Source organism: Neobacillus terrae (genome assembly GCF_011393025.1).
GTDB classification, from domain to species: Bacteria; Bacillota; Bacilli; order Bacillales; family Cytobacillaceae; genus Neobacillus_A; species Neobacillus_A terrae.
In genome coordinates, this window is record NZ_JAAOEO010000028.1 from 15,111 (window position 1) to 37,046 (window position 21,936).

Consider the following 21,936-nt stretch of genomic DNA (forward strand, 5'->3'; position numbering starts at 1 on the left):
AAAATATTAAAATTGACAGAAAAATGAGTTTTCATATATAAATATAGAAGATGGATTATTTTTAGAAAATTAATATTATTTAAAACCTATTCCATCATGACAAAGGGGGAAAGTATATGTCAAATGAGGTTCTTCAAATGATCTCGATCGGGATCTACATGGCCGGAATGCTTTTTATCGGCTGGTATTCCTATCGAAAAACAAGCAATCTCACGGACTACATGCTTGGGGGACGTTCATTAGGCCCTGCCGTTACAGCATTGAGTGCAGGTGCGGCTGATATGAGCGGATGGCTGCTAATGGGATTGCCTGGAGCAATATTTTCAAAAGGTCTTGCCCAAGCCTGGATTGCTATTGGCCTTACTATCGGTGCTTATATTAACTGGCGATTGTTAGCACCTCGCTTACGGTCTTATACCCAGGTGGCCAATGATTCAATTACAATTCCAAGTTACCTTGAAAACCGTTTTAAAGATGATACAAAGCTTTTGCGAATTGTATCCGGTATTGTTATTCTTATTTTCTTTACTTTCTATGTTTCATCCGGTTTGGTTTCCGGAGCTGTATTTTTCAAAAGCTCCTTCGGCGTTGATTACCACACAGGACTTTATATTGTCGGTGGTGTCGTTGTCGCCTATACTTTGTTCGGCGGCTTTCTTGCCGTCAGCTACACCGACTTCATCCAGGGCTTAATGATGGTTATAGCGCTTATGCTCGTGCCTATCATCGGGATTTTTAAAACTGGCGGCCCCTCGGAAACCTTTGATACAATCCGTGCTATTGATCCCACACTTCTTGATTTGTTTAAAGGGACTAGTTTCCTGGGAATTGTTTCAGCAATGGCCTGGGGACTCGGGTATTTTGGCCAGCCGCATATCATTGTCCGCTTTATGGCTATTACTTCTATTAAGGAAACGAAAAGCGCCCGCCGCATCGGTATGGGCTGGATGATTTTTTCACTTTTAGGTACGATTTTCACAGCACTAATTGGGCTCGCTTTCTTCCACAACAACACCCATTATAAATTAGATAATGCTGAAGCTGTCTTTATCCAGCTTGGACAAATCTTCTTCCATCCACTTGTCGCCGGATTTGTACTGGCTGCTGTACTGGCTGCAATTATGAGTACTGTATCTTCCCAATTAATTGTTACTTCCAGTGCTTTGATAGAGGATTTGTACAAAGTGGTTGTAAAAAAGAATGCCGGTGACAAAGAACTGGTTACTCTTGGGCGCCTGGCAGTTTTCATTGTGGCTCTTATTGCTGCTGCACTAGCTTTTAAGCAAAACAATACCATTTTAGAACTTGTTGCCTATGCATGGGCAGGATTCGGGGCTTCCTTTGGTCCTGTCATCCTTCTAAGCTTATATTGGAAAAAGCTGACCAAATGGGGAGCGCTTTGGGGTATGGTAGTTGGCGCTATAACGGTTATTCTATGGAGCAATCTTGGCCTTGGAAAAACACTCTATGAAATTGTACCAGGCTTTGCATTTAACTTAATTGTTGCTGTGATTGTCAGCATGATCACCTACCAGAAAAATGATGCTATTGAAAAAGAATTCAATGAAAGCGTCAGATTACTAAAACACGAATAATATATTTGAGGCTGTGCCGATGTTACTGGCACAGTTTTTATTTTGGGGCAAGGTTAGTTACTATTCTTTTTTGGGACTTGATTAGGGGGGTCCTTTGGTCACCACCTTCCCTTTAACCCTTTAGGGGTAACGATCCTAGAGCGTTAGTTACCCCTTTTCCCTTTGGCAACCCATTTGGGGTAACGATACTGGACCTTTAGTTACCCCTTTTCTCTTTGGCGACCCATTTGGGGTAACGATACTGGACCTTTAGTTACCCCTTTTCCCTTTGGCGACCCATTTGGGGTAACGATACTGGACCTTTAGTTACCCCTTTTCCCTTTGGCGACCCATTTGGCGTAACGATACTGGACCTTTAGTTACCCCTTTTCTCTTTGGTGACCCATTTGGGGTAACGATACTAGATCTTTAGTTACCCCTTTTCCCTTTGGCGACCCAATTTGAGCACTAATTAAAATTCACTCTTACAAATTTATCTAGAAAGCTTTCTGAAATATCGTATAATTTCCTTAAGAGGAGTGATAAATTTGAAGATTATTAGTAAAACAGTGAAGGCTTCAATAGAGATTCCTTTTACTTTTTTCCAGCAAGAAAAAAAGGCGGATACATTAGCTATTATATTGCCTGGTGCTGGATATACAGCCCAGGCTCCGTTGCTGCACTACACTGCCGGAAGCTTTTTTACGAGAGGGATTGATGTTCTTCAGGTAAATTACAAGTATCCTAAAGCACTAAGCGATGAAACATTTACTGAAGATGTACAAACAGTGGTCAATTCAGTATTGTCCGAGCACCACTATGATTATTACTATATTGCAGCAAAATCGATTGGAACGATTGCTCTTTCTGGTCTTCTAAAAAATCCAATATTTGATTCTGCAAACCTAATATGGTTCACGCCGCTTATCAGCGAAGACTTTGTTTATCAAGCTTTAATGAAAGCAGGCAACAAGGGCCAGGTTTATATAGGTACGGAGGATCCCAATTATTCGCCTGAAAGATTTGATGTACTTAATAAAAAAGAGAATTTGGATTGTTATTTAATCGAAGATGTTAACCACTCGATTGAAAAGAGTAATGATGTTATTCAATCAATTGATATCCTTAAAGGAATTATGGAGAAAGTCTCAGCTTTTTAGTTTAGGAGATAAAGTGGTGGACTTAAAGTAGTTTTGAATTCCGAAAAAAATATTCACATACTATTTTTAAAAAGAAAAATTTGTATACCATCATAAAACAAAAAGGCACGGAACTCCGTGCCTTTTTATTCTTAATCTATCTCAGGCCAGTGCTGGTAAACCTCAAGGTTGATTAAATCCCCATTAAACTTTACTCCCTCGCTTTCAAGAGACATCTTTTGGATGAACTGGCCTTCCTCTTTCAAGCCAATTTCCCCTTTAGAGTTCACCACCCGATGCCAGGGCAGCTGATATTTCTGGCTCATTGAATGAAGAATCCGGACTACTTGTCTGGCTGCTCTTGGGCTTCCTGCAAAGTGAGCGACCTGCCCATAGGTCATTACTTTTCCTGAAGGGATTTCTTTGATGATTGCAATGGCCCTTTCTGTAAATCGTTCCAATATCAGTCACTCTCCTAAACTGCAAAAGGGTCCTTTCCTTAGCGGAAAGGACCCTCGTAAATCGGGATAACAGGAATTGAACCTGCGACCCCTAGCACCCCATGCTAGTGCTCTGCCAAGCTGAGCTATATCCCGCTGCAATTTAATTATACCACTGCCCAGCTTCCATTTTTAATACACTTTTGCAAGCAAAAGCTGACAATTTTCAGTCTAATCCCACATACACTAATTTAATCAAACGTTTGATTAAATTTTGATTTTAATTTGATCTAATCATTTATTTTCACGGGAAATAGAAAAAAAGCTGTCGAAATAAGTTCATCACTTTTCCGACAACTTTTTTATAGATTACCTTTTAGACAGTTCCTGATTTAACAGCTTGTTTACTAGCTGAGGATTTGCCTGGCCTTTTGTTGCTTTCATGATTTGACCAACCAGGAATCCTGCTGCTTTTCCCTTTCCGCTTTTAAAATCATCAACGGATTGCGGGTTAGCATCGATGATTTCCCCAATGATTTTAAGAAGTGCTCCTTCATCGGAAATCTGTACAAGTCCTTTGGATTTAACGATTTCCTCTGCACTTCCGCCTTCCTCCAATAGTTCTTTAAAGACCTGCTTAGCGATTTTACTGGAGATGGTGCCGTTTTCTATAAGCTTGATCATTTCCGCAAGACTTGCTGGCTTAAGCTTTATGTCCTGCAATTCTTTTTGTTCCGCGTTTAGATAGGCTGATAATTCGCCCATGATCCAGTTGGAGGCCTGCTTTGCCTCCGCTCCGGCATCAACTGAAGCTTCAAAGAAGTCCGCCATTTCTTTGGTAGCTGTGAGCACTCCTGCATCATAGCCTGGCAGTCCCAACTCATCCATATACCGCTTTTTGCGCTGATCCGGAAGCTCGGGGATTTCAGCCTGTATTCTTGCTTTCCATTCGTCGTCAATAAAGAGATCGAGTAAATCAGGTTCCGGAAAATAACGATAGTCATCGGATCCTTCTTTTACCCTCATGAGAATCGTGGAATTAGTCGCTTCATCATAGCGGCGGGTTTCCTGATCAATATCCCCACCGGAAAGAACAACCTCACGCTGTCTCTTTTCCTCGTATTCAAGACCTCTTCTTACAAAGTTAAAAGAGTTCAGGTTTTTCAATTCAGTCTTTGTACCGAATTCTTTTTGCCCAACTGGACGTATGGAAATATTCGCATCACAGCGAAGTGATCCCTCTTCCATTTTACAATCCGATACACCTGTGTATTGGATAATGGACTTTAATTTTTCAAGATAAGCGTACGCTTCCTCCGGGGTGCTGATATCCGGCTCAGACACTATCTCAATTAGTGGGGTTCCTTGTCTGTTGTAATCAACGAGCGAATACCCCTTGCCGTGTGTAAGCTTTCCTGCATCCTCTTCCAAATGGATTCTAGTGATCCCGATTCTCTTTTTCCCGCCGGCTTCTGTTTCAATCTCGATCCAGCCGTGTTCGCCAATCGGCTTATCAAATTGAGAAATCTGATAGGCTTTAGGGTTATCAGGATAAAAATAGTTTTTACGGTCAAATTTGGTGTGGGTGGCAACCTCACAATTCAGTGCCATTGATGCCTTCATTCCAAATTCAACTACCTTTTTATTCAAAACTGGCAGAACACCTGGATATCCAAGATCAATTACCGTAACATTTGTATTTGGCTCCGCCCCAAAGTGGTTTGGGCTGGCGGAGAATATCTTTGAGTCTGTTTTTAATTCAACGTGAACCTCAAGACCAATTACTGTTTCAAATTCCATTTCCTTCACCCCCTATAACACCGGTCTTTGTTTATGAAAGTCTGTTGCCTGTTCAAAAGCATGAGCAGTTCTGTAAACTGTAGCTTCATCGAAATGTTTTCCTATGATTTGTAATCCAAGAGGCAATCCTCCCGAAAAACCGCAAGGAACGGATATAGCAGGAACCCCTGCTAGGTTAACTGGTATTGTTAGAATATCATTCGCATACATGGTTAGAGGATCGTCCGTTTTTTCTCCAACCTTAAAAGCAGGAGTTGGAGTTGTTGGCCCAATAATGACATCATACTTGCTAAACACATCGTCAAAGTCTTTTTTTATTAAAGTCCTTACCTTTTGAGCTTTTTTATAGTAGGCATCATAATAACCTGAACTCAGAGCAAAGGTGCCCAGCATAATCCGCCGTTTTACTTCGTCACCGAAGCCTTCTGCCCTTGTATTTTTATATAAGTCCAGCAGATTATCTGCATTACTAGAACGATAACCGTAACGTACGCCGTCAAATCTCGCCAGGTTGGCGGACGCTTCGGACGATGACAGCAGATAATAAGTTGCCAGGGCATACTTCGAGTGAGGAAGAGAGACTTCCTCCCAAACAGCGCCCATTCCTTCAAGCACTTTTAAGGCATCCAGAACAGACTGTCTTGAAGCTTCACTTACGCCTTCACCAAGATATTCCTTAGGAACAGCAATTTTCAATCCTTTAATATCCCCCGTCAAAGCTGCAGAAAAATCAGGAACATCCACTGGCGCAGAGGTTGAATCCATTGGATCCAAGCCTGAAATTGCCTTTAACAGATATGCATTATCTTCAACTGTACGCGTAATTGGTCCAATTTGGTCAAGAGATGAAGCAAATGCTACAAGCCCAAAACGGGATACTCTTCCATAAGTAGGCTTCAACCCAACTACTCCGCAAAATGCAGCTGGCTGGCGGATTGATCCGCCTGTATCAGATCCAAGCGAAAAAGGTACTTCTCCAGCAGCCACAGCGGCAGCGGATCCACCAGATGATCCCCCAGGAACGGTTTCCAGGTTCCATGGGTTGCGTGTTTTTTGAAATGCTGAGTTTTCATTGGAAGATCCCATCGCAAACTCATCCATGTTCAATTTTCCGATCGTGATGGTGCCTGCCTTTTCGAGCTTTTCAACAACTGTTGCATTATATATTGGATCAAAGCTGCCAAGGATTTTACTTGCACAGGTTGTCCGAAGATCCCTCGTAACAATATTATCCTTAATGCCGATTGGCAAACCGGCCAGCAATCCTTGAGGTGCCTGTCCGTCCAGATTTTTTGCAGATGCTCTAGCCCGCTCTTCATCAAGTGTTAAAAATGCCTGTACCTTTGAGTCGACCTCGCTGATCCGTTTATAGGATTCATCCACTAGGTCTGAAACTCGGATTTCTTTTTTATGTAACAGTTCATGCAGATCAGTTGCACTTTGTTCAAATAAACCCACTACTTTCACTCCCTATTCTCCCATAATGGATGGGACCTTTATATAGCCGTCCTGATGCTCTGGAACATTCTTAAGGACCTCTTCCCTCGGAAGGCCTTTCTTCGGAACATCCTCACGAAGGACATTTTTCATATCGAGCACATGAGAGGTAGGCTCTACATTCTCTGTATCCAGCTCGTTTATCAGTTCTGCAAAATGAATAATTTCATCCATCTGTTTCCTGTACATCTCGGCTTCTTCCTCGGTTATTGCCAGCCGCGCCAGGTTAGCCACATGCTTTACTTCTTCAATTGTGATCCGGGACATTTTTCTCCCTCCTGTTCTGTCATTATTATTAATGATAATAACAGAGTTTTCCTCGCTACTGCAATGTAATTGGGATTTAAGGTGTCCAAAGAACATAATAAAAAAGGTATAATATGGAATGGGAGGCTGAGAGGAATGGAATTTTATCGATTTGATCGTGAAAAGCGCAGAGACATACCTGCATTTGGAAGTAAAAACGTAGGCATCACACCAATAATCCGTAAGGAAGGCTTTACCGCTGCAGGCTGCATGCATTTTGATGCTGGAAGTGTATTAGGTATGCACGAAGCACCTGGACCACAGCTATTTTTAGTCGTAGAAGGAGAAGGCTGGGTTCGAATTGACGGGGAAGAAAAGGTTCCTGTTTCGAAGGGAACTGCCGTGTTCTGGACAGCTGGTGAAAACCATGAATCCGGTTCTGAAACAGGGATGTCAGCCATCATAATCGAAGGTCCGGACATAAACCCAGAACAATATTTGAAAAAATAAAAGCTTGGGGATTTGTTCCTCAAGCTTTTACAACTTATTGTAAAAAATCCTCTGCAATAGTCTTAATATCAGGTTTTAATAATATTGTTGGAGCGTTTTGGTTATAATTCTTAGCCTGCTAATACGGCTAAGAATTATTTTTTGAATATCTTCCCAAAAAGCGAAAGAACGTTTTTCTTTTTAACCGGTTTTTGCGTAATCGACTCGACTTTTTTTATATAGATTTCTTCCTTATCAATAGCATGTTCCATCGCCAGAACAAGCCCAATATCGGTTTCGTGTTCTTTGTTCGCCACAATTTTGTATTTAATTTTATTCTTGTCTGCCATCTTTCTATATTTGGAAAACTCGTTGTAGTCCATGTTTCCATTTAGAAAAAGAAGGGCATTCGGATTGGTTTTCATCTGCTGCTCGACTTCCCCATACACACCAGGCTCCCTTACCTGACTTTGGGTAAGCACCAAAATAATTCTTTCCCTCAGCGTGCCCAAAAATTTGCGTCTTTCCTCGGGCTTAAATTCCTTTTGCCCCTGGATCCCCTGCTGCAAAATCTCATCAACCGTCTGCTTCCCCATCTCCTCAACTCCTTCACGGAACTACTACTATGTATGAATCTTCTTTATTAAGCGTGCACAAAAAGTATCGAGACATGCAGTGGAAAAGTGAGTCTTTTCCAACTGATTAATGAATTTACCAACCCGTTTGAGACATTTTTTCACGAACAAAAGGCGCAAGCGCCCTGGTTAGATGATGAAAGGCTAAAATCGCCACGTCCTGTGGCAACGCCTTCCTGACCCACATCCTGTGGGCCTCCAACAGGCATAAGACGAATCACGTAGTCATCCTCGGAAAAGCTAAAGCTTTTCCTTCGTGCGAGGCGGATGCTTCCGAAGGGTTCCTTTTCCTGATTTCTGAAGTGATTTGGCTTATGACCCCGAGGGGCTGGGCGCTGGAGCTGGATTACAATAACCTTGTTCGGAGTTTTCCACAAGGTGAAAATCTATAATTTCCTTACCGACGAAAAAGCCCTCTCCCTTAGGAGAAGGCCTAATTTATTTATATTACGCAGTAAACTGGGCTTCTTCGGTTGATCCCTTCAGTCCAGTTGTTGAAGATGTTCCTCCAGAGATGACCATAGAAACCTGGTCAAAGTAGCCTGTTCCCACTTCACGCTGGTGGCGGGTTGCTGTGTATCCGTGCTGCTCGCTGGTAAACTCAGCCTGCTGAAGCTCCGAGTAAGCAGCCATGCCACGCTCTTTGTAGCCGCGTGCAAGTTCAAACATGCTGTGGTTTAGTGCATGGAAGCCTGCAAGTGTAACGAATTGGAATTTGTAGCCCATTTTTCCTAGCTCCTGCTGGAATTGTGCGATGGTTTCTGCATCCAATTTCTTTTTCCAGTTAAAGGATGGAGAGCAGTTGTAAGCAAGCATTTTGCCAGGGAACTGTTCATGGATTACTTCTGCAAAACGGCGGGCTTCCTCAATGTTTGGCTCAGAAGTTTCACACCAGATTAAATCTGCATATGGAGCGTAGGCCAAGCCTCTTGCAATTGCCTGATCCAATCCTGCTTTTGTCCGGAAAAATCCTTCTGCTGTACGTTCTCCTGTAATGAATGAAGCATCTACAGGATCTATATCACTGGTAATCAAATCAGCAGCATTTGCATCTGTACGGGCAACAAGAACAGTTGGGACGCCCATTACGTCCGCAGCCAGGCGAGCAGCAATCAGGTTGCGCACGGCAGTTTGTGTAGGAAGCAGTACTTTTCCTCCAAGATGTCCGCACTTTTTCTCGGAAGAAAGCTGATCTTCAAAGTGAACACCTGATGCCCCTGCTTCAATCATGCCCTTCATTAGCTCAAAACAGTTTAATTGGCCGCCAAAACCTGCTTCTGCATCAGCAACAATTGGTGCAAACCAATCAACAGAGTTGTCACCTTCAGCATGGTGGATTTGGTCTGCACGCTGCAGTGCCTGATTAATTTTTTTAACGACATTTGGAACACTATTTGCTGGATATAAGCTTTGGTCAGGGTACATATGGCCAGATAGGTTAGCATCCGCAGCAACCTGCCACCCACTTAAGTATATAGCCTTTAGGCCAGCCTTTACCTGCTGAACGGCCTGGTTGCCAGTCAAAGCTCCAAGAGCATTGATGTAATCTTCCTCTTTAAGTAACTTCCAAAGCTTTTCGGATCCTTTGCGAGCCAATGTATGTTCGATATCAATGGAGCCACGGAGTTTGATAACATCCTCGGCAGTATAAGGACGGGTTACTCCCATCCAGCGCGCATCCATTTCCCAATTTTCCTGTAATTGCTGAGCTCTTGAATTTGTCATTTGATTTTCCTCCTAAAATATTAAATTATTAATTTTATTGGTCCAGCTTGGGGTCTGTTCTTGGTGGTGGTTTTTAAGTATAAGTAAGCAGATGTAAGGCCTCTGCCATCTTCAATCAGTTTTTTTCCATTATGGAAATAGGTCATTCCAAAATCTAAAAAACTGCCTGAAGTTGGTGATGATTTAAAGGAGATGTCTTCCTGAAGATGTACTGTTATAAAGTCTGTTCCTGTTATAAAAGTTTACAAGCTTGCTTTCTGTTTTGTAACAGCTCTCAGAGATTGTGCATTGCCCACTTTATATACTGGTTTCTTTGCTCCCCCCTTTTGTTATAATACAGATTGTTTAATATGTTTGTATTATATAACAGGTTTTTCAAAAAGGAAACTAATTTGAATAAAATTTTTAGAATTTTTTTATTAAGTTTTAAGGCATGCGTTCAATCGGGCGGCAGGGACAGGTATTTAGGGATATTTAGAACAATAGAAAAGGACGTGTGAGAGCCACACGTCCTTAGCTTTAATAATAAGTAGGATAAGAAACTCCCGGCGGCCTCCCATATGGAGTACCATAATAACCAGGGTAGCCCATTGGCTGCTTCATAGATGGGTTCATTGGATTGCAATTAAGCAGAGTGGTATGGGGAGGGTATCTTAGAGGTCAAATTATAAGGAGTAGAGTTCTTATAATACTTGGCTTGACAAGCACCCGATTGTCCATGATGCGGGCCTGTTACAATTGTATAAGTCATTTTTCCACCTCTCTCAAAGGTTTCTCTTTATCCTATAACCAAGCATATAATTCATTGCTTGCCTTTGAAAAGTTATAAAAAATGTGCTTAGGATAAATGACTCCTTGGGACTAAAAAACACTCTCCAATGAAGGTGAGTGCTATCTATATTGCTGATACAGTTTTTCAAAGTCTTCGTCTCTGCTAGTGCTGTTTAGGAATTCTCCCTCCGCCAGTGCTGCTAATAACTTCTTTTTGGCTGCTGGGTCTTTAATTTCTTTTATAATCTGCTGTCTGGCCTGAAAAAGAAAGTCAAGGTACGCCTCGTACCGTTCATCGTATTCGTCCGCCAGATGATCGCGAATCTTTTTTGCCAGAACAGGACTGGCCCCACCCGTTGAAACAGCCAGGCATAAATGTCCGCGCCTTACTGTTGCCGGGAGCTGAAAGTCGGAGTTTACGGGATCATCGGCGATCAACACAAGCTGTTCACTGCTCGCATAATGACCGACTAATTGATTAACCTCTCTATTATTTGTCGCAGCAAAAACAAGGAAGGCACCCTCAAGGTCTTCAGGTGAAAAAATTTTCGGAAACCAATTTATTTCAGCAGACTTGTGAAGTTCAGCGAGCCCCACTGTTATCTCAGGGCTCACGACTTTTATATGTGCGCCACAATCGAGAAGGCCTCTTACTTTGTTCTCAGCGACATTTCCGCCCCCAATCACAACTGCCTTTCTTTCTTTTAAATGGAGCATAATAGGATACTGTGAATTCATTTTCCCACCCAGCTTTTCTAAATGAAATAAGTCTATCATTAAATCCCACAGGATCATAAGTACTAATATTGAAGGCTATTAATCAAGCTATCCTTTGTCGGCTCCCCAGGTATAATGTCCATCTTCAATCCAGCCGCTTCAATTTCTTTCCTGGCTTCATTCCCAAGGCAGGCAACTTCCGCTCCAGCAAGCAATTCGTCTACATTGAGGCCTGCAGAATCAACCTCTTTAAGGAAAGGCTTGACGGATGCAGCGCTAGGAAACAATACTGTGTTTATTTCGGCTTCATCAAACATTCTTTTAAAAAGGACATTGTAGCTGCGGTCAATTTCTTTTTTTACTGTAATAAGAGGCTCAAAGATTCCATACTGGGTTGTATTCAAAATGGAAGCATCCCCAACAACAAGGAGATTTCCTGATTCAGGGACTTCTTCCCAAAGCTGTGCCTGAAATCCTCGGCTATTTAAAAATCTTTTCGTTTTTCCTGAGAGTACATAGAATTCAGCGGTAATCCTGCGTATATCTATTTCTTTTTCTATAAGCTGTTTAAAAAACTCTTCAGCACTTTCGGTGGAAGTAAATAATATATTGTCCGCAGCAATTGCTTTATCTAAATCGGCAGCAACCGATTCTCTTTTCCATTTAGGAAATTCGATAACATCGGCCCCCTGTTCCATCAGTTCTTTTACCAGGCTGCTTTGGCCTATACTCGTTCTGGCTAAAAGGATCTGCCGGCCATAAAGAGGTTTATTCTCAAACCATTTTAATTTTTCTCGTAGGGAAACTACCGCACCGACCAGAATGATCGAAGGATTACTGAACTGTTCTTTAACAGCTTTTTCAGCAATGTCTTCTAATGTTCCCTGGAGCGTTTTTTGACGCCCGAAAGTTCCCCACTGAATTAAAATAACAGGTGTCTCTGCTGGTTTTCCGTGCTGAGTCAGGTTCTCGCAAATAAAAGGAAGATTACCAACACCCATATAAAAAGCGATTGTATCTACTCCGCGGGCAAGTCCTTCCCAATCCAAAAGCGGCTTCCCAGCCTTAGATTTATCATGTGCAGTAACAACGGCAAAGGATTCAGCAAATTCTCTGTGTGTAACAGGGATGCCTGCATAAAGGGGAGCAGCAATGCCGGATGAAATACCAGGAACGATTTCAAATGGGATATTAAACTCAACAAGGGATTGTGCTTCTTCGCCAACCCGGCCAAAGACACCCGGATCTCCGCCTTTTAGGCGGACTACTGTTTTGCCTTCGAGTGCTTTTTCAACCAGCAGGCTGTTAATTCCTTCCTGGCGTAAAATATGGCGGTCCGGCAATTTACCGCAATAAATGAGTTCGCAGTCTGCAGGAGCAAAATCCAAAAGCTTTGGATTTGCCAGCCTGTCATATAAAATGACTTCTGCCTGCTTGATTGACTCCATTCCTTTTACGGTAATCAGTGATACATCCCCTGGTCCTGCCCCCACTAAAAATACTTTTCCTGTTTTCATCCTGATAGCACTCCTGCCTGGTGTTTATTTTATAGCAATATATAAACTTGATTATCTTCTATCAATACCTCATATGTTTTAACCTGTCCAGTATCCGGTGCCTGAACTTTACCATCAATCAAAGAGATTTTCCAGTCATAGACCGGGCAAAAGACATATTCGCCGCTAACAAGACCTTCTGAAAGAACCCCGCCCTTTGGATGCGGGCTTTGGTTTTCAATCACTCTAACATCGCCGTTTGTCAGTTTAAAAAGAGCAATTCTTTTGTCACCGATCCGAACTTCTTTTCCGGAGCGGGCTGCAAGTTCAGAATACCTCGCAGCTGCTACTCTTGTCATTGTTTCTATCATACTAGCCACTCCTGTCTATTAATTTTTCTCAGTAACCTTATAATACTTTTCAAGTATTTGTTCGTGCTCGATGGCATCATTCCATGGCTCGATGTATTTTTGAAGTGTTTTATCCATTCGTTCATTCAGGGATTTACGTGTTTGTTCGTCTGCAAGTACCTCTTGTACTTTCTTGAGTCCTACCCGGTCCAGCCATTTGGAAGTTCTTTCCATGTATCTTGCGGTTTCACGATAATATTGGAGATAGGCACCGGCCATTTCCATCACTTCATCTTCATTTTTCACGGTACACAAGAGATCTCCTGCTCTCAGGTCGACACCGCCATTTCCCGCAACATACATTTCCCAGCCGCCATCAATACCAACAACACCGATATCTTTAATACCAGCCTCTGCACAGTTTCTTGGACAGGCAGATACACCCATTTTTACTTTATGTGGGGTATCAAGGCGTTCAAATTTTTTCTCCAGCCTGATTCCAAGTGACATGGAGTCCTGCGTGCCGTATCGGCAGAATTGAGCACCCACGCAGGTCTTAACGGTACGAAGTGTTTTGCCGTAAGCATAGCCAGAAGGCATTCCTAATTCTTCCCAAATGGCTGGAAGGTCTTCTTTTTTTACACCAAATAGCCCTATTCTCTGTCCGCCAGTTAATTTTACAAGCGGAACATTATATTTCTCCGCAACCACGCCAATCTTTTTCAAATCTTCGGCAGTAGTCACACCGCCATACATTCTTGGAACAACAGAATATGTTCCATCCTTTTGAATATTAGCGTGCATTTTTTCATTAACAAGACGGGAATCACGGTCATCCTTGTACTCATCCATATAAATCATGCCCAAGTAATAGTTAAGGGCAGGACGGCATTTTGTACAGCCCTCTTCATTTTTCCACTCTAGGACATTCATGACTTCTCTAATGTTTGTTAAGCCTTTTTCTTTGATCTCCGCTACTACCTCATCCCGGGATAAAGTTGTACAGCTGCAAAGGCTGATTTTTTGAAGATCTGCTTTAAAGGATTCTCCTAAGGTATGGGAAAGAATCCTTCCAACCATCCCTTTGCATCTTCCACAGGAGCGTCCGGCATTCGTACAACAGCTTACCTGATCGACCGAGGTCAAGCCTTGAGTGTGTATGGCTTCTACAATTGTACCTTTGGTTACGCCGTTACAGCCGCAAACCAACTCATCATCTGGCATCGCTGCTATATTTTCTCCCTCTTCACCACTATTTTCTGACTGAAGAAGAGAAACGCTTGTCATACCGCTGATATCTTCTTTTTTGGAAAGAATCCTAAACAGCTTGGTGCTGTCGTTTGTATCACCGTAAAGTACTATGCCGACAATCTTGTTGTCCCTAATTAAAATTTTCTTATATACACCATCAAATTCATTGTGGACCTTAATTGCTTTAGTCGTTTCATCATCCTGGATTTCACCAGCAGAGTAAAGATCAACACCTGAAACCTTTAATCCTGTTCCAGTTACAGATCCCTGATATGATGCATTTTCCTTTCCGCAAAGACGGGCCGCAAGTACCTTTCCCTGTTCATATAAAGGAGCGACGAGCCCATAAACAATTTCACGGTGTTCGGCACATTCCCCCACAGCGTATACGTTCGGTATATTTGTTTCCATGAAGTCATTCACAACAATGCCGCGATTGATATAAATGCCATTTTCTTTGGCTACAGCATTGTTTGCCCTGATTCCAATAGCCATAACCACAAGGTCGGCATCTATTTCGGATCCATCTTTAAAGCGAAGCCCTGTTACACGGTCATCCCCAAGGATTTCAATCGTTTGTTTTTCCATTAAAAATTCCATTCCCTGAGCTTCCAGTTCCTTTTTCAGCATACCGGAAGCAGTTGGGTCTAACTGCCGTTCCATTAGGTCGGCCATTAAGTGAATCACTTTAACTTCCATTCCTAGGTTTAACAGCCCTCTAGCTGCCTCAAGACCTAAAAGTCCTCCGCCGATAACCGCTGCCTTTTTATAGCTGCCAGAGACTTTGATCATCTTTTCACAATCATCTATATCTCGAAAACCAGTTACTCCCTCTTTCTCAGCTCCCTGAATAGGTAAGATAATAGAATTTGAGCCAGTGGCAATAATAAGCTCATCATATTCTACTTTTCGTCCTCTATCTGTAAAAACAGTTTTGTCTTCTTTATTAATTTCAGTTACCGCTTCGCCAGTATATAGATTAATATTATTTTTCTCGTACCAATCAAGCGGGTTCATAATAATGTCATTAAAATTTGTGTCCCCCTGAAGAAGAGTGGACAATTTAATTCTATTGTAGTTTGGATGTGGTTCTTTTCCAAAAATCGTAATGTCAAACTGTTCTGGAGCCAGCTTTAGGATTTCTTCAACGGTTCTTACACCTGCCATGCCGTTGCCAATCATGACTAACTTTTTCTTATTCATAACGGGTCTCTCCCTGTCATTTTTTTATATTTAATTTCTTCATGTCTACATTGTAAACGGGAGACCGGCTAAAAATTGTGACGAAGTTCACATCGATAACACTATGTGTGATTGGTTTCACAGGATTGTCATAAAACAGAAGCGACTAGTTTTCGGACAAAAATTTGACATGGGAGGCTAGTTTGCAGAAAATTGTTATAGGAAGGCACGAATTTGACATAAAAAAATGAGGGAATTACTTATGAATCCAAATACACAAGCCCTTTATGAATATTTAATCGAACATGCATCTGAGGTTACTAAAGACTGGGCAAGCTATAGAGAGGTCAAAGAAGGATCTGATTACTCTGCTGATGCCCCTCCTGAGGTAGCAAATAAAGTAACTGACCAAAACACTGGATATGTGAAGGTTGTTGCTCAATGCTTGCTCCAGACTACAGAGGAAATGAAAGACAGCATTTCAAAATGGACCAAACAAACAGCCGCAGACCGTGTAAAATCTAATACCTCCTTAACGGAAGTTGCCAAGAATTCGGGAATTTTCCGCGAAGTATATTGGAAAAAAATCAGAAAATTTATAAAAGAGACCGATTTAAAAATAACCATCGATGATCTCCTTGAATGGGAAAGAAAAATTAACTATACACTTGATTACGTCCTTGAGACATTTACCAGTGTGTTTATGGATATCTTGTTAGACAGACTGAAAGCCCAATCCAATTTAATCATGGAATTAAGCTCACCTATCATTCCTATTTCCGATCATATAGGGCTTTTGCCGCTTATCGGGGACATTGATACAGCAAGGGCCAAATGGATAATGGAATCAACACTGGAACAAAGTGTTAATTTAAAAATAACTCAATTAATAATTGATTTTTCTGGTGTTGCTGCCGTCGACACTATGGTTACCCACAAACTGATCCAGGTTGTTCAATCCTTAAAACTAGTCGGTGTGACTACTACATTCCTCGGCATCCGTCCGGAGGTCGCACAAACTGCAGTTAACCTGGGATTCAACTTAAACAACATACGTGCAGAAAATTCATTGAAAAACGTACTGAAAAACTTACAATTAGAATCTTAAAGACAGGATCGGCAGACGCCGGTCCTGTTTTACGTTCTTTAAGAGGAAGTCGCAGCTTTTTCAGTAAGCTTGCTTCCCCTTATTTGTGAAGAACCTCTACTCATTTCCTCGAAACTTCTACCTCTTTCTCCAAAGCTTCTACCTCTTTCTCCAAAACTTCTACTCCTTTTCGTAAAACTTCACCCTCCTTTTTCAGAATTTCTACTTTTCCGATTAAAAGGCCTTTGCCCCATCCAGCCCTCTAACTTGGACTTCTTCCTTTTCGCGTAGACTTTCTACTCATTTCTTCGAAACTTCTACTCCTTCTCGTTAAACTTCACCCTCCTTTTCCAAAACTTCTACTTTTTTATATTAAACAGGATGCCGAGCTACCTTTTCTGTGAAAAAAGAAGAGGCATCCAGCCTTAAGCAGGATGCCTCTTCAATTTATTGTTAGTACGATTCAGAAGTTGTTTTAGCCTGCATGTGAAGAAGCAGATAGTCCGGGCCTCCGGCTTTGGAGTCAGTTCCTGACATATTGAATCCGCCAAATGGCTGGTAGCCAACGATCGCGCCAGTACAGCCGCGGTTAAAGTAAAGGTTTCCTACATGGAAATCTTCACGTGCCTGCTCCATGTGCGCACGATTTGAAGTGATAACTGCACCTGTCAAACCATACTCAGTGTTGTTTGCAATCTCGATTGCTTCGTTGAAGTCTTTAGCTTTTGAGAAGCCAACAACTGGACCAAAGATTTCTTCCTGCATGATGCGGGATTTTGGATCAAGGTCAGCAAAGATAGTTGGCTTGATGAAGAAGCCTTTGGAATCATCGCCTTCGCCACCAGCCATCAGCTTGCCTTCGCCTTTTCCAATTTCAACATATTCCATGATCTTGCGGAATGCACTTCCGTCAATAACAGGGCCAGTGAAAATCCTCTGTTCTTCTGGATTGCCTACTGTAAGATCTTTTGTTAATTCAACCACACGGTTAAGGACTTGGTCATAAACGTCTTCTACGACAACAGCACGTGAACATGCTGAACACTTCTGGCCGGAGAATCCGAAAGCTGAAGCTACAATAGATTGAGCAGCAAGCTCAAGGTCCGCTTCGCTGTCTACTACGATCGTGTCCTTCCCACCCATTTCTGCAATCAGGCGCTTCATCCATAAGTGGCCTTCGCCTACTTTAGAGGAGCGTTCGAATATACGAAGTCCTACTTCTCGGGAACCAGTAAAGCTGACGAAACGAGTATCCTTGTGGTCTACAAGGTAGTCACCCACTTCAGCACCACTGCCTGGAACAAAGTTTAATACGCCTGCAGGCAGGCCTGCTTCTTCCATAATTTCGACAAACTTAGCTGCTACAACGGGAGTAGTAGAAGCCGGTTTTAATAGAACTGTATTTCCTGTTACAATTGCCGCAACAGTAGTTCCAGCCATAATAGCAAGCGGGAAATTCCAAGGAGAAATGATAATTCCTACTCCAAGTGGAATATAATCATATCGATTATGTTCATTTGGACGGCTTTGAACTGGGATACCATCTTTTAATCTCAACATCTGACGGCCATAGAATTCAAGAAAATCAATTGCTTCTGCTGTATCAGCATCTGCTTCTCTCCATGGCTTCCCTGCTTCTTTTGTTAAAAGAGCAGAAAACTCATGCTTGCGGCGGCGCAGGATAGTCGCTGCCTTGAAAAGAACATCAGAACGAACTTCAGCTTTGGTCTTTTTCCATGTTTTAAAAGCTTCAACCGCAGCCTGCATTGCATTTTCAGCAAGCTCTTGGTTTGCTTTGGACACGCGTCCGATTACTTCTTCTTTATTGGATGGATTGTAAGAAATAATTTTATCTTCGGTAGAAACTTTCTCTCCGCCAATGACTAGATCATAATCCTGGCCAAGATATCCTTCCACTGTTTTCAGTGCCTCAAGATAGGCATTGCGCTCTTTCTCGTTTGTAAAATCTGTGAAAGGCTCATGCTTGTACGGCTGTACCATATTCTAACCCCTCCTATGTAATAAAACGTTTACACTCACTTTTCCATTTTATCACGTTTCTTTTCAGCCTTCCAACGATTGCGAAAAGACTGATTTTTCAATCATTTACCTCTTCTTCCATTACCCTCAATTTTTAGTTTTCCATCTGTTATTGCACCGACAAAGTTTAGCGGCTTGATATCCGGGCTACACTAACTTCCAACTTTACCAGTTATACCAGTAACCTCAGCTGCATCAACTGAATCAGGTGAATTTGGCACTTGATAGTTCAAGGAAATAAGAGGTTTTACTTTTTTATTTTCCATGTAAAAAAGAGCCTGGAGAGAATCTCCAGGCCTGCTGTTAATAAATATGAACATATGGTTCGTTCTGGTCTGCTTTCCGGTCAATAAGAGCTTCAGGACCATCAACAGATGTAACATTTACAGAAACAGAAATGTATTTAGGGAAATGCTCCATAACAAGGCCCGCTACATATTGGGTAAATCCAATTGATTCTGCCTTGCCATAAAACTGAATTGGAATGGTAATATTCAATTCCTGTAACTGATCGCCTTCATAAAAAGCTTTGCCAATTACCCCATTAAAGTTTGGAAAATACTCTTCTACATCCTGCTTAAAGTTAAGAAAAGCAGTTGCATCATCACGGTGATCTTCCATTGCCTGGTTTGAAGGGAATAAATAATACTTTTCATCTACCTTCTCCCAGCTGTCAATGCTGGAACTTCCGCTGTCTACATCCGTATATTCAAGGAATGTTCCCGGGATAACCGATGTACGGCTTTCCTGCCCGAACAGCGCAATGGTAATCGGAACATCACTTAGGTCTTTCATTGCTCTTAGCCGTTTGAGCACCTCTTCCGCGATTTTACGCCCTTCGCGTACCATTTCATCCTTTGGGATTTTTTTCTCGAAAGTGTCTCCAAAAGGAACTGGCTGATAATAGTAGATAGAATTTAAAGCAAGACCAATGGTTACTCCGCCAAGTTTAACTGTATCATTGTCACCCTTAATCATATAATCATGCTCAAGGATATGTGACAGATAGATCGGGTGATTGGCCAGGCTGTTTTTTAAATCACCTTTCCCCTCGTTAAGCGGGTTAAGGCCAATATTCTGAGATTCCTTTAATCCCTCTTTAGCCAGCTGATCCTTTGTATATTTACGATTAAGCCAGAGCTTGACCGTTTTGCGATCCAGCTCCTGGCCTTCCCGAAAAACATACTTATCAGGATCGAAACTATGCTGAGCAATTCGCATTAAGCCCATTTCAAACTCATTAATATCATATCTTGTATTTAAATTATTTACGATCAAGCCTCGTGCCTCTCCCGGTTTAAACGGAAGGAGTGTCTGGTAGTACTTGTCGGAAATTTTGTATTTTGGAATAATCGCTTTTTCCTTTGCTTTTTCCTTTGTTTGGACAACTTCATCTTTCTTTTGAAAGTTAGGTGCACATCCGCTTAAAAGAAGAAGAAAGGCAAGAGCAATTATTGAAAGCTTTTTCACTCTGTTCCCACCTCTTACTTATTTAATTCCTCCAGAAGTCTCTCCTCGTTCCAGGTCTCAATACCAAGCTCCTGGGCTTTTGAAAGCTTCGAACCCGCATCTTCCCCGGCAATCAGCAGATCAGTCTTCTTGCTGACACTGCCCGAAATATTTCCGCCAAGAGCTTCAATTTTTTCCTTAGCCTCATTTCTTGTCAATACTTCCAGCTTTCCAGTCAGAACAATCGTTTTTCCTGCAAAGAAGGAATCCGATTCTTCCGCACTGACTGGCTTAGCGCCAAGGTATTCCATGTTAAGGCCTGCTTCTTTCAGCTCGTTCAGAAGCTCCTTCACTTCCTCCTGCTCAAAAAAAGTAACAATGGAATCCGCCATCTTATCGCCTATCTCATTAATGGCTGTGAGTTCTTCCTTTGAAACTTCTGCCAAACGGTCCATACTGCTAAATTCCTGGGCAAGAGTCTTTGCTGCTTTGGAACCAACAAGACGAATTCCAAGTCCAAAAAGCAGCCTCTCCAGTGAATTACCCTTTGAAGCTTCAATTGCCTCAAGAAGATTGGTGACTGATTTTTCTCCCATTCTTTCAAGTGCCAATAGCTGCTCACGGGTTAGCTTATAAATATCGGCTACATCCTCAATCAGTTTTTCCGCAAAAAGCTGGCTAATAACTTTTTCGCCCAGTCCGTCAATATTCATTGCGTTTCTTGAAACGAAATGGATTAGCCCTTCCCTGATTTGAGCTGGGCACTTAGGATTAATACAGCGCAAAGCTACCTCACCTTCAAGGCGAACGAGTTCGCTGCTGCATTCTGGGCAGTGAGTTGGCATAAGGAATTCCGTTTCGTCACCAGTCCGCTGTTCAGCAAGGACATTGACTACTTCAGGAATAATATCGCCTGCTTTTTTCACCACTACCTTATCGCCAATTTTGATATCCTTTTCACGAATTAAATCTTCATTGTGAAGCGAAGCTCTTTGTACGGTTGTACCTGCAACTCTTACAGGTTCTAGTATCGCAGTAGGTGTAACAACCCCAGTCCGGCCCACACTCAGTTCAATATTTAAAAGTTTTGTAACGACTTCTTCCGCAGGAAACTTGAAGGCAATTGCCCAGCGAGGGCTCTTTGCAGTTGTGCCAAGCTGTTCCTGCTGTTCATACGAATCAACCTTAACAACGATACCATCAATGTCATAAGCTAGATTAGGGCGTTCTTCGACCCAGCCGTTGATATATTCAATCACTTCATCTATATTGGCGCATTTTTTTCGTTCCTTATTTGTTTTAAGGCCTATTTTATCAAGGTAATCCAGACCTTCACTATGAGAACGGATGCCAGTTGTCCCGATATCACCTATTCCATAGAGAAAGACATCGAGCTTTCTTGATGCAGCAATTTTTGGATCGAGCTGCCGGAGTGAACCTGCCGCCGCATTACGAGGATTGGCAAAAAGCTCCTCACCTCTTTCTTCTCTTCCTTTATTTAAAGCTTCAAAGGAACGCTTTGGCATATATGCTTCACCGCGGACTTCGAGTGTGACATTTTCTTTTAAGCGAAGCGGGATGGAATTAATAGTCCTCAGGTTTGAAGTAATATCTTCCCCGATGGTGCCGTCACCGCGGGTAGCTCCCTGAATGAAAGCACCATTTTCATATTTCAGGCTGACTGCCAGCCCGTCAATTTTCAGTTCAGCGACATATGAAAAATCATCTCCGACAACCTGGCGGATGCGACGGTCAAAATCCCGCAAATCCTGATCATTAAAGGCATTCCCCAAACTAAGCATTGGTGTCCTGTGTTCTACTTTTTCAAACATTTCAAGGACCGCTGCACCCACGCGCTGTGTTGGGGAGTCCGAAGATTGCAGTTCAGGGAACTGCTCCTCCAGTTCAATAAGCTCCCGAATCAGGCGGTCATATTCAGCATCAGGAACAGAAGGTTGGTCTAGAACATAATATTCATATCCGTATTGATTTAAAAGATTTCTCAAATCATTGATTTTAGCTTCAGCTGTCTTAAAGTCCATATATCC

The 21,936-nt window shown here is 42.2% G+C and carries 17 protein-coding genes and 1 tRNA gene; 4 read left to right on the forward strand and 14 right to left on the reverse strand.

Going from position 1 to position 21,936, the window contains the following annotated elements; translation table 11 throughout:
- Positions 1 to 116 precede the first annotated feature (116 nt).
- Both putP and G8761_RS23565 read left to right on the forward strand, forming a co-directional pair.
- Positions 117 to 1,595 (forward strand): sodium/proline symporter PutP, encoded by a 1,479-nt coding sequence (gene putP / locus G8761_RS23560; RefSeq protein ID WP_166030390.1) that lies wholly within the window; start codon positions 117 to 119, stop codon positions 1,593 to 1,595.
- Positions 1,596 to 2,122: 527 nt separating this feature from the next.
- The gene (locus G8761_RS23565) at positions 2,123 to 2,734 is read left to right on the forward strand and encodes an alpha/beta hydrolase (protein ID WP_166030391.1); all 612 of its coding nucleotides are present in this window, start codon (positions 2,123 to 2,125) and stop codon (positions 2,732 to 2,734) included.
- A gap of 131 nt (positions 2,735 to 2,865) precedes the next feature.
- Here the strand turns inward: G8761_RS23565 and G8761_RS23570 are convergent, their stop codons facing one another.
- The 5 genes from G8761_RS23570 to gatC all read right to left on the reverse strand — a co-directional run bounded on the left by G8761_RS23570 (position 2,866) and on the right by gatC (position 6,717).
- Positions 2,866 to 3,174 (reverse strand): MGMT family protein, encoded by a 309-nt coding sequence (locus G8761_RS23570; RefSeq protein WP_166030392.1) that lies wholly within the window; start codon positions 3,172 to 3,174, stop codon positions 2,866 to 2,868.
- Between the two features lie 61 nt (positions 3,175 to 3,235).
- Positions 3,236 to 3,309 (reverse strand) — tRNA-Pro (locus G8761_RS23575).
- A 213-nt stretch (positions 3,310 to 3,522) separates the two neighbouring features.
- On the reverse strand, positions 3,523 to 4,953 hold the full coding sequence (gene gatB, locus G8761_RS23580) for an Asp-tRNA(Asn)/Glu-tRNA(Gln) amidotransferase subunit GatB (RefSeq protein ID WP_166030393.1): 1,431 nt from the start codon (positions 4,951 to 4,953) through the stop codon (positions 3,523 to 3,525).
- A 12-nt stretch (positions 4,954 to 4,965) separates the two neighbouring features.
- Positions 4,966 to 6,411, reverse strand: a complete 1,446-nt coding sequence (gene gatA / locus G8761_RS23585; RefSeq protein WP_166030413.1) for an Asp-tRNA(Asn)/Glu-tRNA(Gln) amidotransferase subunit GatA — start codon at positions 6,409 to 6,411, stop codon at positions 4,966 to 4,968.
- Between the two features lie 12 nt (positions 6,412 to 6,423).
- Complete coding sequence (gene gatC, locus G8761_RS23590; RefSeq protein ID WP_166030394.1) at positions 6,424 to 6,717, reverse strand: Asp-tRNA(Asn)/Glu-tRNA(Gln) amidotransferase subunit GatC; 294 nt, start codon at positions 6,715 to 6,717, stop codon at positions 6,424 to 6,426.
- Between the two features lie 135 nt (positions 6,718 to 6,852).
- Here gatC and G8761_RS23595 point away from each other — a divergent pair, with 135 nt between their 5' ends.
- Positions 6,853 to 7,206 (forward strand): cupin domain-containing protein, encoded by a 354-nt coding sequence (locus G8761_RS23595; protein ID WP_166030395.1) that lies wholly within the window; start codon positions 6,853 to 6,855, stop codon positions 7,204 to 7,206.
- Between the two features lie 134 nt (positions 7,207 to 7,340).
- Here the strand turns inward: G8761_RS23595 and G8761_RS23600 are convergent, their stop codons facing one another.
- The 6 genes from G8761_RS23600 to nirB all read right to left on the reverse strand — a co-directional run bounded on the left by G8761_RS23600 (position 7,341) and on the right by nirB (position 15,333).
- Positions 7,341 to 7,781 carry a YueI family protein gene (locus G8761_RS23600; RefSeq protein WP_166030396.1) on the reverse strand — a complete coding sequence of 147 codons (441 nt, stop codon included), beginning with the start codon at positions 7,779 to 7,781 and terminating at the stop codon, positions 7,341 to 7,343.
- A gap of 486 nt (positions 7,782 to 8,267) precedes the next feature.
- Positions 8,268 to 9,545 carry an isocitrate lyase gene (aceA, locus tag G8761_RS23605; RefSeq protein WP_166030397.1) on the reverse strand — a complete coding sequence of 426 codons (1,278 nt, stop codon included), beginning with the start codon at positions 9,543 to 9,545 and terminating at the stop codon, positions 8,268 to 8,270.
- Positions 9,546 to 10,436: 891 nt separating this feature from the next.
- Positions 10,437 to 11,054: a precorrin-2 dehydrogenase/sirohydrochlorin ferrochelatase family protein gene (locus tag G8761_RS23610; RefSeq protein ID WP_166030398.1), complete on the reverse strand. Its 618-nt coding sequence runs from the start codon at positions 11,052 to 11,054 to the stop codon at positions 10,437 to 10,439.
- Between the two features lie 62 nt (positions 11,055 to 11,116).
- Positions 11,117 to 12,550 carry a uroporphyrinogen-III C-methyltransferase gene (cobA, locus tag G8761_RS23615; protein WP_166030399.1) on the reverse strand — a complete coding sequence of 478 codons (1,434 nt, stop codon included), beginning with the start codon at positions 12,548 to 12,550 and terminating at the stop codon, positions 11,117 to 11,119.
- 29 nt (positions 12,551 to 12,579) lie between these two features.
- On the reverse strand, positions 12,580 to 12,900 hold the full coding sequence (gene nirD, locus G8761_RS23620) for a nitrite reductase small subunit NirD (RefSeq protein ID WP_166030400.1): 321 nt from the start codon (positions 12,898 to 12,900) through the stop codon (positions 12,580 to 12,582).
- An 18-nt stretch (positions 12,901 to 12,918) separates the two neighbouring features.
- Complete coding sequence (gene nirB, locus G8761_RS23625; RefSeq protein ID WP_166030401.1) at positions 12,919 to 15,333, reverse strand: nitrite reductase large subunit NirB; 2,415 nt, start codon at positions 15,331 to 15,333, stop codon at positions 12,919 to 12,921.
- Between the two features lie 241 nt (positions 15,334 to 15,574).
- Here nirB and G8761_RS23630 point away from each other — a divergent pair, with 241 nt between their 5' ends.
- A complete protein-coding gene (locus G8761_RS23630; RefSeq protein ID WP_166030402.1) occupies positions 15,575 to 16,420 on the forward strand; it encodes an STAS domain-containing protein in 846 nt (281 codons plus the stop codon).
- A gap of 432 nt (positions 16,421 to 16,852) precedes the next feature.
- On the opposite strand, the gene pruA is transcribed toward G8761_RS23630, so the two are convergent.
- The 3 genes from pruA to ligA all read right to left on the reverse strand — a co-directional run bounded on the left by pruA (position 16,853) and on the right by ligA (position 21,930).
- Positions 16,853 to 18,400, reverse strand: coding sequence for an L-glutamate gamma-semialdehyde dehydrogenase (pruA, locus tag G8761_RS23635; protein ID WP_166030403.1), 1,548 nt, complete (start codon positions 18,398 to 18,400; stop codon positions 16,853 to 16,855).
- Between the two features lie 342 nt (positions 18,401 to 18,742).
- Positions 18,743 to 19,909 carry a CamS family sex pheromone protein gene (locus G8761_RS23640; protein ID WP_166030404.1) on the reverse strand — a complete coding sequence of 389 codons (1,167 nt, stop codon included), beginning with the start codon at positions 19,907 to 19,909 and terminating at the stop codon, positions 18,743 to 18,745.
- A gap of 14 nt (positions 19,910 to 19,923) precedes the next feature.
- Positions 19,924 to 21,930, reverse strand: coding sequence for an NAD-dependent DNA ligase LigA (gene ligA / locus G8761_RS23645; protein ID WP_166030405.1), 2,007 nt, complete (start codon positions 21,928 to 21,930; stop codon positions 19,924 to 19,926).
- Between the last annotated feature and the right edge of the window lie 6 nt (positions 21,931 to 21,936).

Excerpts from the sequence above, each read along its gene's own strand:
- putP (WP_166030390.1), top strand. The coding sequence starts at position 117 with ATGTCAAATGAGGTTCTTCAAATGATCTCGATCGGGATCTACATGGCC.
- gatB (WP_166030393.1), bottom strand. The coding sequence starts at position 4,953 with ATGGAATTTGAAACAGTAATTGGTCTTGAGGTTCACGTTGAATTAAAA.
- gatC (WP_166030394.1), bottom strand. The coding sequence starts at position 6,717 with ATGTCCCGGATCACAATTGAAGAAGTAAAGCATGTGGCTAACCTGGCG.
- G8761_RS23595 (WP_166030395.1), top strand. The coding sequence starts at position 6,853 with ATGGAATTTTATCGATTTGATCGTGAAAAGCGCAGAGACATACCTGCA.
- G8761_RS23600 (WP_166030396.1), bottom strand. The coding sequence starts at position 7,781 with ATGGGGAAGCAGACGGTTGATGAGATTTTGCAGCAGGGGATCCAGGGG.
- aceA (WP_166030397.1), bottom strand. The coding sequence starts at position 9,545 with ATGACAAATTCAAGAGCTCAGCAATTACAGGAAAATTGGGAAATGGAT.
- G8761_RS23610 (WP_166030398.1), bottom strand. The coding sequence starts at position 11,054 with ATGAATTCACAGTATCCTATTATGCTCCATTTAAAAGAAAGAAAGGCA.
- cobA (WP_166030399.1), bottom strand. The coding sequence starts at position 12,550 with ATGAAAACAGGAAAAGTATTTTTAGTGGGGGCAGGACCAGGGGATGTA.
- nirD (WP_166030400.1), bottom strand. The coding sequence starts at position 12,900 with ATGATAGAAACAATGACAAGAGTAGCAGCTGCGAGGTATTCTGAACTT.
- nirB (WP_166030401.1), bottom strand. The coding sequence starts at position 15,333 with ATGAATAAGAAAAAGTTAGTCATGATTGGCAACGGCATGGCAGGTGTA.
- G8761_RS23630 (WP_166030402.1), top strand. The coding sequence starts at position 15,575 with ATGAATCCAAATACACAAGCCCTTTATGAATATTTAATCGAACATGCA.
- pruA (WP_166030403.1), bottom strand. The coding sequence starts at position 18,400 with ATGGTACAGCCGTACAAGCATGAGCCTTTCACAGATTTTACAAACGAG.
- ligA (WP_166030405.1), bottom strand. The coding sequence starts at position 21,930 with ATGGACTTTAAGACAGCTGAAGCTAAAATCAATGATTTGAGAAATCTT.